The 14,579-nt window shown below is 76.1% G+C and carries 8 protein-coding genes; 4 read left to right on the top strand and 4 right to left on the bottom strand.

Features of this window, described 5'->3' with window-relative positions; genetic code table 11:
• Nucleotides 1-23 precede the first annotated feature (23 nt).
• Complete coding sequence (locus BLR12_RS19625; protein WP_091381686.1) at nt 24-929, top strand: SCO6745 family protein; 906 nt, start codon at nt 24-26, stop codon at nt 927-929.
• 120 nt (nt 930-1,049) lie between these two features.
• Here the strand turns inward: BLR12_RS19625 and BLR12_RS19620 are convergent, their stop codons facing one another.
• The 3 genes from BLR12_RS19620 to BLR12_RS19610 form a co-directional block, all read right to left on the bottom strand.
• Nucleotides 1,050-2,069, bottom strand: a complete 1,020-nt coding sequence (locus BLR12_RS19620) for a zinc-dependent alcohol dehydrogenase (RefSeq protein ID WP_091381684.1) — start codon at nt 2,067-2,069, stop codon at nt 1,050-1,052.
• A 1-nt stretch (nt 2,070) separates the two neighbouring features.
• Nucleotides 2,071-2,604, bottom strand: a complete 534-nt coding sequence (locus BLR12_RS19615) for a DinB family protein (RefSeq protein ID WP_091381683.1) — start codon at nt 2,602-2,604, stop codon at nt 2,071-2,073.
• A 142-nt stretch (nt 2,605-2,746) separates the two neighbouring features.
• A complete protein-coding gene (locus BLR12_RS19610) occupies nt 2,747-5,071 on the bottom strand; it encodes a transketolase-like TK C-terminal-containing protein (RefSeq protein ID WP_091381681.1) in 2,325 nt (774 codons plus the stop codon).
• Between the two features lie 240 nt (nt 5,072-5,311).
• Between BLR12_RS19610 and BLR12_RS24915 the strand changes: the two genes are divergently transcribed.
• From BLR12_RS24915 to BLR12_RS19595, 3 genes are all read left to right on the top strand, one after another.
• Nucleotides 5,312-5,686, top strand: a complete 375-nt coding sequence (locus BLR12_RS24915; RefSeq protein WP_218120752.1) for a helix-turn-helix domain-containing protein — start codon at nt 5,312-5,314, stop codon at nt 5,684-5,686.
• 48 nt (nt 5,687-5,734) lie between these two features.
• The gene (locus BLR12_RS19600; RefSeq protein WP_091381680.1) at nt 5,735-7,228 is read left to right on the top strand and encodes an aldehyde dehydrogenase; all 1,494 of its coding nucleotides are present in this window, start codon (nt 5,735-5,737) and stop codon (nt 7,226-7,228) included.
• A 210-nt stretch (nt 7,229-7,438) separates the two neighbouring features.
• Entirely contained in the window at nt 7,439-13,525 is a 6,087-nt protein-coding gene (locus BLR12_RS19595; protein WP_091381678.1) for a DUF4011 domain-containing protein, read from the top strand.
• Here BLR12_RS19595 and BLR12_RS19590 read toward each other — a convergent pair.
• Nucleotides 13,510-14,448: a chitosanase gene (locus BLR12_RS19590; RefSeq protein WP_091381677.1), complete on the bottom strand. Its 939-nt coding sequence runs from the start codon at nt 14,446-14,448 to the stop codon at nt 13,510-13,512. The two genes, BLR12_RS19595 and BLR12_RS19590, sit on opposite strands and share 16 nt — an antisense overlap.
• Nucleotides 14,449-14,579: the final 131 nt, after the last annotated feature.

Genomic DNA, 14,579 nt, shown 5'->3' with positions numbered 1-14,579 from the left:
ACCCCGCGGGCCACGATGCGACGGTGGACTACGCCACCGCCCGCACCGTCTTCCTCTCCGAGCCCGAGACCCCGCGGCCGGCACCCGGGGTGCCCGACACCCCCGCCCGCCGGCTGCGCGACGCCGCCGAGCCCCTCGCCACGATCAGCTTCTGGTCCCGGGCGGTCAACGAGCGGTTCGCCGCACTGGGGCTGGACTTCCTGACCGGGTACGTGTGGGGGCGCGCGGCACCCATGGGCGAACCCGTCGCACCGGTCGTGGTCGCCGCCTTCGGTGTCTTCGAACCGGGCCTCATCGGCTCCCTCTACGAGCAGGCCCGCGGCCTCGCGTCCCGCGAGGAGGTGCTGGCCGCGCGCGAGGAGGGCTCGGTCGAGTCGCTGCGCCGGCTGCTCGCCGACGCCGACGTCGAGGACGCTGTCGAGCAGCTCCGCCGGGGCATCGACGCGGTGACGGCCGACCTCGCCGGCCGGCCGCTGTTCGCCGGGCTGGTCTCGCTGCCGTGGCCGGCCGACCCGCTCGGTGGGCTCTGGCACGCCGCCGGCCTGCTGCGTGAATACCGGGGCGACGTCCACCAGGCGGCCAACGTCGCCGCGGGCCTCACCGGCCTGCAGATGAACCTGATGACCGAGCACTGGGTCGGCTGGGAGCCGACCAGCTACGCCGCGACCCGCGGGTGGTCCCCGGAGGCGATGGCCGCGGCCGCTGCGGAGCTGGCCGGGCGCGGGTTGGCGGACGAGCGCGGGCTGACCGGTGCGGGCCGTCGCCTGCGCGCCGGGATCGAGGAGCAGACCGAGGCGGCGCTCGCTCCCGTGCTCGACGCGATCGGCCCCGACCTGCCCGAGCTGACCCGCCGGCTGGACGGGTGGTCGGCGCAGGTCACGGCCGGCGGGGAGGCCCCGCCCGACCGCTTCAAGCGGATCAGCGGCTGAAGCACTCCGGCCCCCGTGCAGGGTCCCCGGCCGCGTCCCGGGTCCCGGCCCGAGCTGGCGAGGGCTGGGGAGGACGGGGTCCTTCTCCGAGCAGTGGGGGGCACGGGGGTCCTGCCAGGGTCACAGCTCGACCACCACCTTGATCGCGCCGTCCCGCTTGGTCGAGGCGACCTCGAACGCCTCGGCGACGTCATCGAGACCGAACCGGTGGGTGACCAGCGGCGCCAGGTCCACCCGGCCGGTCCGGATCAGCTCCAGCGAGCGCTCGTACTGGCCGCGACCACCGTTGCCGCCGATGCCGAAGACGGTCAGCGTCTTGAGCATCATCGGCACCACCGGGATCCCGGGCAGGTCGTTGGCGAAGCCGATGAAGCTCGCCTTGCCCTCCTTGCGGACCAGGTCGATGACCGAGGCCGTGGCGGCCGGCGCCCCGGAGGTCTCGATCACCACGTCCGCGCCGCGCCCGCCGGTGGCGCCGAGGACCTGCTGCACCAGGTCGTCGGCCCGGCTGTCCAGGCACGCCGTCGCGCCGTAGGCCCGCGACACCTCGAACACCTCCTCGCGGACGTCGGTGACCAGCAGCTGGCCGGCGCCCGACGCGGCCGCCAGGCGGGCCACCGCCAGCCCGATCGGCCCCTGCCCGAGCACCAGCACGGTGTCGCCCAGCCGCAGGTCGAGCCGGTCGACGCAGTTCAGCGCGACGGCGAACGGCTCCAGGAGGGCCGCGCCCCACACCGGGACGCCGTCGGGTATCGGCACCAGGTTGACCGCGGGGACGGCGATCCGCTCGGCCAGGCAGCCGTCGGACCACAAGCCGATCAGCTTCTTCCGCGGGCAGTCCAGCGGGGACCCGGCCGTGCAGGCGGCGCACTCCCCGCACGGCAGGGACGGCTTGACGGCGAACTGCCGGCCGGCCAGCCCCGGGTCGACGCCGTCGCCGACCGAGTCCACCGTGCCGGCGAAGTCGTGCCCGGGGACGCGCGGGAACGGCGAGTCGATCCGGCCCTCGTACTGGTGGGCGTCGGTGCCGCAGAGCGAGGCCACGTCCACCCGGACGACGACCCAGCCGGGCGCCGCGACCGGCTCGGGCCGCTCCTGCACCTCGACCCGCCCGACGCCGGTCAGGACGGCGGCGCGCACCTCAGCCCTCCGCCCCGGGCGCGCCGGCGGCCCGGTCGAACCGCTCCGGCAGCCGGCCGCGGGACCTCAGCACGTCGTGCAGCTGGTCCCGGTGGTGGGCGAGGTGCCCCACGACCACCGGCAGCCACTCCGCCACGGTGCGCCGTCCCAGTGTGGTGATCTCGACCTCCCGGCGCAGCACCTCCTCGGTGTGCGTGGGCATGGTGCCGACCACGGTGTGCCGCAGGGAGGCGATCTTGTCGGCCGCCTCGGCCGCCGTCGGGGGCACCGCGCCGGTGACGTCGTGCCCGATCTCCTCCCGGTAGAACAGGTCGAGGTCGGGGTCGGCCACCAGCCGCTGGACGTCGCCCACCCACAGCAGGCCGGCCAGCGTCATGTGGCTGACGATCTGGGCCCCCGTCCAGCCGCCACCCGGGTCGGCCCGGTGCAGGTCGGCGTCGGAGATGCTGCGCAGCAGGTCCTCGACCTCCTGCAGCGTCTCCTCGGCGATCCGGGTCTGCTCGGCGACGACGCCGGACGTCTGCACTGCGGTCATGGCGGGTCCTCTCCACGGTGAGGTGCTGGAACGGCCCCCGTGCAGGGGCCCTGGCCCCGTCCCGGGTCCCGCCCCGAGCGTGCGAGGGGTGGGGAGGACGGGGTCCTTCTCCGAGGGGCGGGGGGCAAGGGGGTCCTTCTCCTTACTCGACCAGGTCCAGGGCGGCACCGACGATCGAGTCCACGTCGAGGCCGTGGTGGCGGTAGACGCTGTCCAGGTCGCCGCTCTGCCCGAAGGCGGTGACGCCCAGGTGGGTGGCCGGCACGCCGCGGACGCCGGCCAGGAACGCCAGCGTGTGCGGATGCCCGTCCAGCAGGGTGACCATCGGCGCCGCGCGCTCCGCCGGGAACACGCTGTCGAGCACCCAGCCGGGGGCCTCGTCGAGCCCGCGGCGGCCCTGCAGCGCCCGGAACAGCTGCCCCGGGCTGGTCACGCAGACCACGTCGGCGGCCAAACCGAGCGCGTCCAGCCGGTCGGCGGCGGCCAGCGCCTCGGGCACCAGGGCGCCCATGGCCGCGACGGTGACCACCGGCCGGGCGGGCCGTCGCAGCGGGTAGGCGCCGGCGACGACCTGGCGGCGACGGCGCTCGCGCGCGGCCGGGTCGGCCGGGACGGCCGCCAGCATCTGGTCCACCGGGCGGGTGGACAACCGGAGGTAGGCCGAGGACCCGCCGGGCCTGCCCAGCCGGCCGAGCGCGGCCAGCAGGCACCACTCGGTGTCGAGCGCGAACGCCGGCTCGTAGGTCACGCAACCGGGCTGCTCCAGCCCGACGGACGGCGTGGTGATCGACTGGTGGGCGCCGCCCTCGGGGGCCAGCGTCACGCCCGACGGCGTCCCGACCAGGACCGACTGGCCGCCGGCGTAGATGCCGAACGACCACGGCTCCAGCGCCCGCTCGACGAACGGGTCGTAGAGCACCCCGATCGGCAGCAGCGGCTGACCCCAGCGGCTCCAGGTCGCCCCCAGCTCACCGATCGCACCGACCAGGTTGGTCTCGGCGATGCCGAGCTCGATGTGCTGACCGGTGGGGCGCTCCCGCCAGTGCAGGATCGTCTCCGCGTCGTCGGCGAACCAGTTGCGCCGGTCCTCGTGCGACCAGACACCGACCTTGTTGACCCAGCCGCCGAGGTTGGTCGAGGAGCTGACGTCCGGGCTGACGGTGACCACCCGCCGACCCGCCTCGGGGGCGGCCCGGTTGAGGTCGAGCAGGGTGCGGCCCAGGGCGGCCTGCGTGGTGGCCGTCCCCGAGGGCGTGCGGCCGAGGTCGGCCGGCACCGGCGGGGCCGACTGCGCCTCGTACGCCCGCCGGCGCAGCCGCTCCGCAGCCGCGGCCAGCAGCCGGCCCGCGGCGCCGTCGGCCGGCAGGCCCGCCCACGGGTCGGCGGGGTCCACGCCCAGGCGTGCGGCGAGCTCGTGCAGCTGCGCCTCGGTCAGCAGGGCCGAGTGGTTCTGCGGGTGGCCCTCGGTGGCCAGCCCGTACCCCTTGAGCGTGTAGGCGAGGACCACCGTCGGGCGGGTGTCGTCGATCTGCTCGAACGCCTCGCGCAGCGCGGCCGGGTCGTGCCCGCCGAGGTTGCGCACCGCGGCGCTCAGGTCGGCGTCCGACAGGTCGGCGACCAGCGCGGCGACGTCCGCCGCACCCGGCCCCTCCCCGGGCAGCAGCCGGCGCAGGTCGGCGGCGTCGTGGCGCAGCAGCCGCTGGTACTCGGGGTTGGACATCCCGTCGATCCGCCCGCGCAGCGCCGCCCCGCCCGGCCGGGTGAACAGCTCCTCGAGCAGCCGCCCGTACTTGACGGTGAGCACCTGCCACCCCGCCGCGGCGAACATCCCCTGCAGCCGGGTGGCCCCCATCATCGGGACGACGCGGTCCAGCGACTGCCGGTTGAGGTCGACGACCCACACCACCTCGCCGAGCTCGGCGACCATCGGGTCGAGCACGGCCTCCCAGACGGCGCCCTCGTCCAGCTCGGCGTCCCCGACCAGCGACCACTGCCGCCCGGTGCCGCCGGCACCGAGCTGGGTGTTGACGTAGCGGCGGGCGATCGCGCCCCAGATCGGGGCGGTCGCCCCGATGCCGACGCTGCCGGTCGAGTAGTCGGCCGGGACCGGGTCCTTCGACCGGCTGGGGTAGCTCTGCAGGCCGCCGAACTCCCGCAGGGTCGTCAGGTACGAGGCGTCGAGCTGGCCGAGCAGGTACTCCAGCGCGTGCAGCACCGGGGAGGCGTGCGGCTTGACCGAGACCCGGTCGTCGGCCTGCAGCTGCTCGAGCCACAGCGAGGTCATGATCGTGACCATCGAGGCGCTGGACGCCTGGTGGCCGCCGACCTTCAGGCCGCCCGGGTTGGGCCGCACGCGGTTGGCGTGGTCGACGATCGCGGTCGCCAGCCAGAGCACCCGCTCCTCGATCTCGCGCAGGACCCGGTCGGTGCCCGTGTCGCTGTCCGCGGGGGTGGCCGTGAGGCTCATGCCGTCGTCGCTCCTGGGTGTCGCTCGCCGATCGCCGGGCCGTCGCACCGGCTCCTCCAGCCGATCACGGACGACGGGGGTGCACCATCCGCGGGGCGCGGCCCGCGGCCGGACCGGTACCGGCCGGGACCTGCAGCCGGGTGTACCCGCCCGCCACAGCGGAAGTATGGTGCCCAACTGTGGCGTGCGCCACAGGCCGGTGGCACACCGGCCCGCCCGGCGATCGGCGGAGGTGCGGGGTTGCCCACCGACACCCTCGACCGGCCCGGGCAGCGGTCCGCCACCCGCTGCGCGACCCCGGGGCTGGCGGCGGTCGTGGCGTACGTGCAGGCGCACGCCGGCGAGCCGTTGACACCGCACGAGCTGGCCCGCGTGGGGTGCATGAGCGTCCGCACGCTGCACGCGGCGTTCCAGCAGGCCCTCGGCGAGACACCGATGTCCCACCTGCGGCGGGTCCGGCTGGAGCGGGTCCGCGCCGAGCTGCTGCGCGGTGACCCGGCGCGCGTCCGCGTCACCGACGTCGCGACGGCGTGGGGCTTCTGCCACCAGAGCCGCTTCGCGCAGCAGTACCGCGACCGGTTCGGCGAGCTGCCCAGCCGCACGCTGCGGTCCTGATGACGACCGGGGCCACGGACCGTGCGCCCCACCGAGGAGGAGAGGCCGATGACCGCCACGGAGCCCACCACCGGACTGGAGGAGTTCAAGCTCTTCATCGACGGCCGCTCCGTCGACGCGCTGTCGGGCGCGACCTTCGAGTCGCAGGACCCCTACCGCGGACGGCCGTGGGCGCGGATCGCCGACGGCGGGCCGGAGGACGTCGACGTCGCCGTGGGCGCCGCCCGCGCCGCGTTCGACGGCCGGTGGGGGCAGCTGACCGGCTTCGAGCGGGCCGCCGTCCTGCGCGCCTGCGCCGACGGCATCGCGGCGAACGCCGAGCGGCTGGCGCTGCTCGAGGTCCGCGACTCCGGCAAGCTGCTCCGCGAGATGCTGGGCCAGCTCACGGCCCTGCCGCAGTGGTACCTCTACTTCTCCGGCCTGGCCGACAAGCTCGAGGGCCGCACCGTGCCCCCGGTGAACGCCAACTACTTCGGCTACACGCGGCGGGAGCCGGTCGGGGTCGTGGGTGCCATCACGCCCTGGAACTCCCCACTGCTCCTGCTGACCTTCAAGCTCGCCCCGCTGCTGGCGGCCGGCAACACCTGCGTCGTCAAGCCCTCCGAGCACTCCCCCGCCTCGACGGTCGCCTTCGCCGAGGTGCTGCACGAGGCGGGCCTGCCCGCCGGCGTGCTCAACGTCGTGACCGGCTGGGACCGGTCGACCGGCGAGCGGCTCGCCGCCCACCCCGGGGTCGACAAGGTCGCCTTCACCGGGTCCACCCCGACCGGGATCAAGGTGGCGCAGGCGGCGGCCGCCAACGTCAACCGGGTGACCCTGGAGCTCGGCGGCAAGAGCCCGCAGATCGTCTTCCCCGACGCCGACCTCGACGCGGCGGCCAACGGGCTGGTCGCCGGGGTCTTCGCGGCCACCGGCCAGACCTGCATGGCCGGCTCGCGGCTGATCGTGCACGCCGACGTCCACGACGCGCTGGTCGAGAAGGTGGTGGCCCGTGCCGACACCATCAGGCTCGGGGACCCCACCGACCCGGAGACCGAGATGGGCCCGGTCGCCAACCGGCCGCAGTACGAGAAGGTGCTCGGCTACCTCCGGGGAGCCCGCGAGGAGGGCGCCACCTTCGCCTGCGGCGGAGAGGCGGCAGGCGACCGCGGCGGCCTGTTCGTCAAGCCGACCGTGGTCACCGGGGTGACCCCGGACAACACCATCGTCCGGGAGGAGGTGTTCGGGCCGGTGCTGGCCGCGGTCACCTTCACCACGGAGGAGGAGGCGCTGGAGCTGGCCAACGACACCCCGTACGGGCTGGCCGGGGCGGTCTGGACCAAGGACGTGCACCGGGCGCACCGGGTGGCGGCGAAGCTGCGTGCCGGCACCGTCTGGATCAACGCCTACCGGGTGGTCGCACCCAACATGCCCTTCGGCGGCTTCGGGCACAGCGGCCTGGGTCGGGAGAACGGCATCGAGGCCGTCCACGAGTACACCGAGACGAAGTCCGTCTTCGTCGAGCTGACCGGTGGCACGCGCGACCCCTTCCAGCTGGGCTGAGGCGCCGCCTCCCGGCCGGTCCGGGCGATCCGACGCCGAGCGGGAACGGGAACACCGACGGCCTCCATCGGCACGCGGGCCCGGTTTCGTGACCCTCCGCGAGGAGCCCCGGCCGGATCCGGAGTCAGTCGCGCCCCACCCGTCACAGGGCTCCCAGACGCCTCGCCGGCCTGAGGGGACCGGTCCGTCCGGACCGGTAGACAGGAGCCCATGAGCACCACGCACGTCCGGCCCTCCGACCCCCGCACCCGGCCGGCCGTGGCGATCCAGGCGACCTCGACGCCGGTGCTCAGCTACGCCCTCGCGCACAACCGCGTCCCGGTCGTCTCGCGGCTGGCGTTCACCAACCACGGCGCCGCGATCCGCGGGGCGACCGTCCGGGTCGGGGTGCGCGACGCCGAGGGACCGATCGGCACCCCGGTCGAGCTCCTCGTGGACCTCGACGCCGGCCAGACCACCGTGCTCAGCGACGTCGACCTGGTCATGGACCCCGCCGCGATGCTGCAGATCGAGGAGCAGCGGCCCGGCTCGATCGAGATCGACCTGCTGGTGGACGGCGAGGACGTCGGCGGCACCGCCGTCCCGGTGCAGGTGCTGGCCGCCAGCCAGTGGCTGGCCGCTCCCCTGCCGCTGGCGCTGGAGATGCTCGCCGCGCACGTGCTGCCCAACCACCCGGCGGTCACCGCGCTCATCGCCGAGGCCGCCGACCTGCTCGAGCAGACGACCGGCAGCGGGTCGGTGCAGGGCTACCAGTCCGGCCCGGAGCGGGTCGACGAGATCGTCGCCGCGCTGACCGAGGCCGTGCACCGCCGGCACGTCCGCTACACCGAGCCCCCGGCCAGCTGGGCCGACGTCGGCCAGAAGGTGCGCACCCCCGGCGACGTCCTCGACGGGCGGGTCGGCACCTGCCTGGACACCGTCGTCACCCTCGCCGCGGCCCTGGAGCAGGCCGGCATCCGGCCGCTGCTGTGGGTCGCCGAGGGGCACGCGTTCCTCGGCTACTGGCGCGAGGAGCGCAGCGCGGAGAGCGTCGCCACCACCGACGTCGCCCCGCTGGTCAACCTGGTCGACCTGGGTCTGGTCCGGCTGGTCGAGACCACGCTGCTCACCAGCCGCGGCGCGGCCGGTGCCGACCTGCACCGCGCGGCCTACGACGCCTGGCTGACCGGCGACCTGGACCGGGTCCTCGGTGTCACCGACGTCCACCGGGCCCGCCGCGACGGCATCGTGCCGCTGCCGGCGCGCACCCGCGGCCGGGACGGGGCGGTGCAGGTCGTCGAGTACCGGCCGGCGGTGCACAGCGTCGCGGCCCGGCCGGTCGAGCGGACGCCGGCCCCGCCGGGTGGGCCGGGGAGCCAGCACGGCCCGGAGGTCCCCGCCCGCGTGCAGCAGTGGAAGAACAGCCTGCTGGACCTCTCGCTGCGCAACCGGCTGATCAACTACACCGAGCGCGCCGGCCTGCCGCTGACCGTGCCCGCGACGCACCTGGCCGTCCTCGAGGACCTGCTGCACACCGGCACCGCGGTCCAGCTGCTGCCCGACGACCGGATCGCCGCCGTCCACCGCGAGCGCGGCCTGGCCTCGGCGCGCGACCTGCCGACCGACCTGCTCGCCGAGACCCTCGTCGAGCGGCGCGCGGTGCACGCCGGGGTGAGCGAGGGCGGCTACCTGCCGCGGCTGCGCAACCTCGCCTACAAGGCCAAGACGGTGCGCGAGGAGACCGGCGCCAACAACCTCTACCTGGCGCTCGGCAGCCTGGTGTGGGAGCTCGACGGCCGCCCGCTGCGCTCCCCGCTGGTGCTGGTCCCGGTCGCGCTGAGCCCGACCAGCCGGCACGGCGTCTATCGGATGACGCTGGACGACACCGGGTCCAGCACACCGAACTACTGCCTGCTGGAGAAGCTGCGGCAGGTGCACGGCCTGGCCGTCCCCGGGCTGATCGAGCCCGGCGAGGACGGCGCCGGCATCGACCTGGACCGCTCGCTGCAGGCCATGCGCCAGGCCCTGGCCGACGCCGGCCTCCCGCACCGCGTCGAGCCGACCGCCGACCTCGCCGTCCTGCAGTTCGCCAAGTACCGGCTGTGGAAGGACCTCGACGAGCACTGGGCCGACCTCACCGCCAACCCGCTGGTGCGCCACCTCGTGCACCGGCCGACCGAGGCATTCGTCGACCCCGCGCCCGACACCGCCGCCGCGACCGACCTCGACGAGCTGGCGGCGGCCTGCCCGGTGCCCGCCGACGCCTCGCAGCTGCGCGCGGTCGCCGAGGCCGCGGCCGGGCGCACCTTCGTGCTCGAGGGCCCGCCCGGCACCGGCAAGTCCCAGACGATCACCAACCTGCTGACCCGCGCGGTCGCCGACGGCAAGCGGGTGCTGTTCGTCGCCGAGAAGCGGGCGGCCCTGGACGTCGTCGCGCGGCGGCTCGAGGCCGTCGGCATGGGCCCGTTCGCCCTGGACCTGCACGACAAGGGCGCCAAGGCCTCCGTCGTGCGCGCCGAGGTCGCCGCCGCGCTGGAGCACGCGGTCGCCGTGGACGACGAGGCGCTGACCGCCGACGGCGACGACCTGCGCGCGGCCCGCCGCACCCTGGCCCGCTACGCCGACCGGCTGCAGGCGGAGAACGCCGCCGGGCTGTCGTACTACACCGCGCGGACCGCGACGCTGACCCGGCGCGACGGCGTCCCGACGCTGCCGGTCTCCCCCGCCTTCGTGGCCGCCGCGTCGCGGGAGACCCTCACCGAGGTGCGCCGCGCGCTGGCGCTGCTGCCCGACATCGCAGACCTGGTGCGCCCCTCGCCGCGACACGCCTGGGCCTTCGTCGACACCGCGCACGTCGACCTGCTCGCCGCGCAGCAGACCGCGGCCGCGGTCGACCAGGCGGTCCGCGACCTGCCGGCCGAGCCGCACCTGGCCCGGGTGCTGCGCGAGGTCCGCACGCCCGCGGACCTCGACGCGCTGGCCCACCTGCTCAGCGGCCCGGTCACGTCGCTCGCCGTGCTCGACGAGGTGCCCACCGAGCGCTGGAACGTCGCGACGACGACCGTGCTCGGCGAGGTCGCCGCGTTCAGCAGCGCCGTCCACCCGGGCCTGGAGCGGACCACCCCGGCGGCGCTCGCGCTGCCGCTGGGCGAGCTGTACGTCGCCGCGCAGACCGCGCAGGCCGGCCGGTTCATGGCCCGCCGCGCGGGGCTGCGCGCCGTCCGCGACCAGCTGGCGCCGGTGCTGCGCCCCGGGGTGAAGGTCCCGCTGGGAGACGTCCCGGCGCTCACCGAGCAGCTGTGGCGGCTGCAGACCGCCGCCTCCGGCATCGTCGCCCGCGCCTCGGTCATCCCCGGCCTGTCCGTGCCGCCCACCTGGAACCCGCTGGCCGAGCCCGAGCTGCTGGTCGGCCAGGTCGAGTGGCTGGAGCGGGCCGGCGCGGCCACCGACAGCGCCAGCGAGTTCGCCGTCGCGCTGCGCCGATGGGTCGTGCAGGGCGAGGGCCCCGACCCCGCCGCCGGTGCGGCGGTCGCCCGGCTGCGCGACACGCTCACCGTGCTGCTGCGGGTGGTCCGCAGCAGCCAGCGGCGGCTGGCCGAGTGGGCCGGGGACGACGGCCTGGTGCTGCGCTGGCAGATGACCCGCCCGGAGCGCGGCGTCGAGCACACCGGGCTGATGTCGCTGCGCCGCTGGGCCGACCTCGTCGACACCCTCGAGCCGCTGCGCGCCGCAGGCCTGCACGAGGCGCGGGCGCTGCTGGTCACCGGCGAGCTGCCCGCCGAGGACGCCGTCCGCGCCTTCGAGCAGGGCCTGGCGCGCGCCTCGGTGGTCGAGCGCCGCGACGCCTCCGGGCTCGACGACTTCGACGCCGAGGTGCACGAGCGGGCGATCACCCGCTTCACCGCCGCCTCCCGCGCGGTCCGGGAGCACCTGCGCACCGCGCTGCCGGCCTCCGTGCTCGCCGCGCGGCCGCCCGTCGCGGCCGACGGCGAGGTCGGCGCGCTGCGGCGGGAGCTGGCCAAGGCCCGCCGCGGGCTGGGCGTGCGCGCGCTGCTGGCCCGCTACGGCCGGCTGGTCACCACCGTCATGCCGTGCGTGCTGGTCAGCCCGGACTCGGTGGCGCGCTTCTTCCCCGCCGAGGCGGGCCTGTTCGACCTGGTCGTCTTCGACGAGGCCTCGCAGATCCGGGTGGCCGACGCGGTCGGCGCGCTCGGCCGGGCGCGGGCCGCGGTCGTCGTCGGGGACAGCCGGCAGATGCCGCCGACGTCCTTCGCCGAGCCCACCTACGGGGTCGGCGAGGACGACGCGGTCGAGCTGCTGGGCACCTCGGTGGAGGACGAGGAGTCGATCCTCTCGGAGTGCGTGCAGGCCCGGGTGCCGCGGCAGTGGCTGTCCTGGCACTACCGCAGCCGGGACGAGTCGCTCATCGCCTTCAGCAACGCCAACTACTACGGCAACCGGCTCTCGTCGTTCCCCGCGCCGACCCACGGCCGGCCCTCCTCCGACGTCGACGGCCGCGGCATCTCGCTCGTCCGCGTCAACGGCACCTTCCACCGCACCGGCGCCGGGCGGCTGCTGCGCACCAACCCGATGGAGGCCAAGGCGGTCGTCGCGGAGGTGCGCCGCCGCTTCGACGCCTCCCCGGACACGCTCCCGTCGATCGGCGTGGTCACCTTCAACGCCCAGCAGCGCGCCTACATCGAGGGCCTGCTGCGCGACGCCGGCGACGAGCGGCTGGCCGAGGCGCTGGACCGCACCGACGGCGAGGGGCTGTTCGTCAAGAACCTGGAGAACGTGCAGGGCGACGAGCGCGACGTCGTGCTGTTCTCCACCGGCTTCAGCGTCGACGACCGCGGCCTCCTGCCGCTGAACTTCGGCCCGCTCAACCGGGTCGGCGGCGAGCGGCGGCTCAACGTCGCGGTCACCCGGGCCCGGCGGCAGGTCGTCGTCGTCTCCTCCTTCGACCCCTCGCAGCTGCGTGCCGAGCAGACCTCGTCGGTCGGCGTGAAGCACCTGCGCGCCTACCTCGACCTGGCGGCACTGGGCACCGACGCGCTGCCGCGGGACGCCCGGCCGGTCGCCGTGGCCGACCGGCACCGCGAGGAGATCGCGGCGGCGCTGCGCGACCGGGGCCTGAGCGTGCGCACCGACGTCGGGCTGTCGGACTTCCGCGTCGACCTGTCGGTGGCCCGGGCCGGGACGCCGGACGAGCCGGTGCTGGCCGTGCTGCTCGACGGCCCGTCGTGGGCGCGGCGGCGCACCGTCGGCGACCGCGACGGGCTCCCGGTCGAGGTGCTCTCCGGGATCCTCGGCTGGCCCGCCGTCGAGCGGGTCTGGCTGCCGACCTGGCTGCGCGACCGCGAGGCGGTGCTGGACCGGCTGGCGGCGACGGTGGCGGCGGTGCCGGTCCGCGAGCCCGCGCCGGTGGCCGGGGAGGCGCCGATGGTGCCGGTGGCCGAGGAGACGGTGACCGGGGACCCGGTTGCCGAGGCGCCGGTGGCCGGGGAGCCGGAGACGCCCGCCGTCCCGGAGCCGGCCGGCCCGCCGGCCCCGGAGCAGCGGGCCGTGGTCGCGCTGCGCGCGGCGCCGTCGGCGGTCGTCGAAGCCGTGCCGGTCGAGCCCCAGCCGGTCGTCCGGCCCGAGCCCGCCGTCGCGGACGCCCCGGTCGCCGAGCAGGCGCCGGCCGTCGACGGGGAGCCGCCCGCCCGGCCCGCCCGCCGGACCCCGCGCCGGGCCACCGCCGTCCCCTCCCCGGACGGCGAGGCGCCGTTCGTGCCGTGGACGCCGAAGGGCGGCCTGGAGCGCAAGGCGCTGGACTCCCTCGACGACCCGCGTGCCGCGCGCACCGTCCGGCGGGTGCTGGTCGCCGGCCTGCGGGCCGAGGGGCCGGTGCACCGCGACCGGCTGGTGCGCATCGCCGCGGGCGCCTTCGGGCTGTCCCGGGTGAGCGAGGCCCGCCGCGACGCGCTGCTGCGGTTGCTGCCCGAGGGCGCCGTCGACGGCGAGTTCGCCTGGCCCGAGGCGCTGGACCGGACCGCGTGGACCGGGTTCCGCCGCCAGGCCGCGAGCGCCGACCGGCCGCTGGAGCACGTCGCGCCCGAGGAGGTCGGCAACGCGATGGTGGCCCTGTGCCGGGCCGCCGACGGGCTGGCCGAGGACGAGCTGGCCACGCGCACCGCCGAGGTGTTCGGCTACCGCCGCCGGACGCCGTCGCTGGCTCCGCTGCTGCAGGCCGCGCTCACCCGGGCGCTGGACGGCGGCCGGCTGGTCCGGCAGGAGTCCGGGGTGCTGACCGCAGGCGGTCAGCCGATCTCGTAGTCGTCGCCGTAGACCGACCAGGACAGCGGCGGGTTCAGGTGCAGGTTGCCCTCCTCGAGGAACACCCGCTGCGCGGTGTCGACCCGGGTGGTGTCCAGGTGCGCCCGCTCGGTGCGCATGGCCGCCACCCGGGCGTCGAGGAACGCGTGCAGCCACGCGGTCTCGTCCCCGCCCCGGGACGGCGGGGTGGCCTCCTCGAGCGCGTCGGCCCGGATGCCGCCGAACGCGCCGGCCTGCTCCCCGGGGCCGTGCATAACCAGGGCGTCGTAGTAGACGAACTGGCCGAGCGCGTGCACGCCGTCCGCGATGCCCTGCGCCACGGCCGGGTCGAAGTACTCCGCGGACAGGACGTCGTCCTGCGCCTGGCGGAACAGCGGGTCCTCGGCGGCGGCGCGCCAGTCCTCGACGAAGGGCGCGCCCAGGCCCTCCTGGGTCACGCTCCCCATGCCGAGCTCGGCCTGCCGCCGGATCGCGGGCAGGTACTGCGCCAGCTCGTTGCCGGGCGCCAGGGCGGCGTAGCGCTCGACGACGCGGGTCATGTCGCCGCAGCCGCTGCAGAAGCCGACCAGGCCGGCGGTGTAGCCGCGGTTCTCCGCCGGCACGCCCTCGACGTCCCACTCGACGTAGCTGTACTGGGCGCGCCAGTCCAGCGTGGAGTTCTCCGCGCTGGCGACCAGCTGCATCGCCACGTCGCGCTTGTCCGGGTCGGTGAGGTCGCTGGTGTCCACCGGGGCGGACGCCGGCGGCTCGGCCGCGGGGTCCTCGGCCAGCCGGGGGACGACGACGGCCGCCACGACCACCAGCAGCGCCACCACCCCGGCGAGCAGCACCCAGCGGCCGGGGCGCCGCGGCGGACGGCGGTGCCTCCCGGTGCGCCCGGGCACACCGGACCCGGGTCGCACCCCGGTGCGCACGCCGCCCATGACACCTCCCCGTCCGGCCCCACTCGATCCTCCCCCGCCGAACGCGCGGGCCCCGGCCCGGTGTTCCGGAGGGGCGCGCGACTCACAGCCGGTGCACAGGCCGGTCCTCTACCGTCGGGGTCCAGCCGCCG

Source organism: Geodermatophilus sp. DSM 45219, from assembly GCF_900104025.1.
Taxonomy (GTDB): Bacteria; Actinomycetota; Actinomycetes; order Mycobacteriales; family Geodermatophilaceae; genus Geodermatophilus.
Note: the sequence above shows the minus strand (reverse complement) of the source record. Positions and strands in the feature narration are given on the sequence as shown.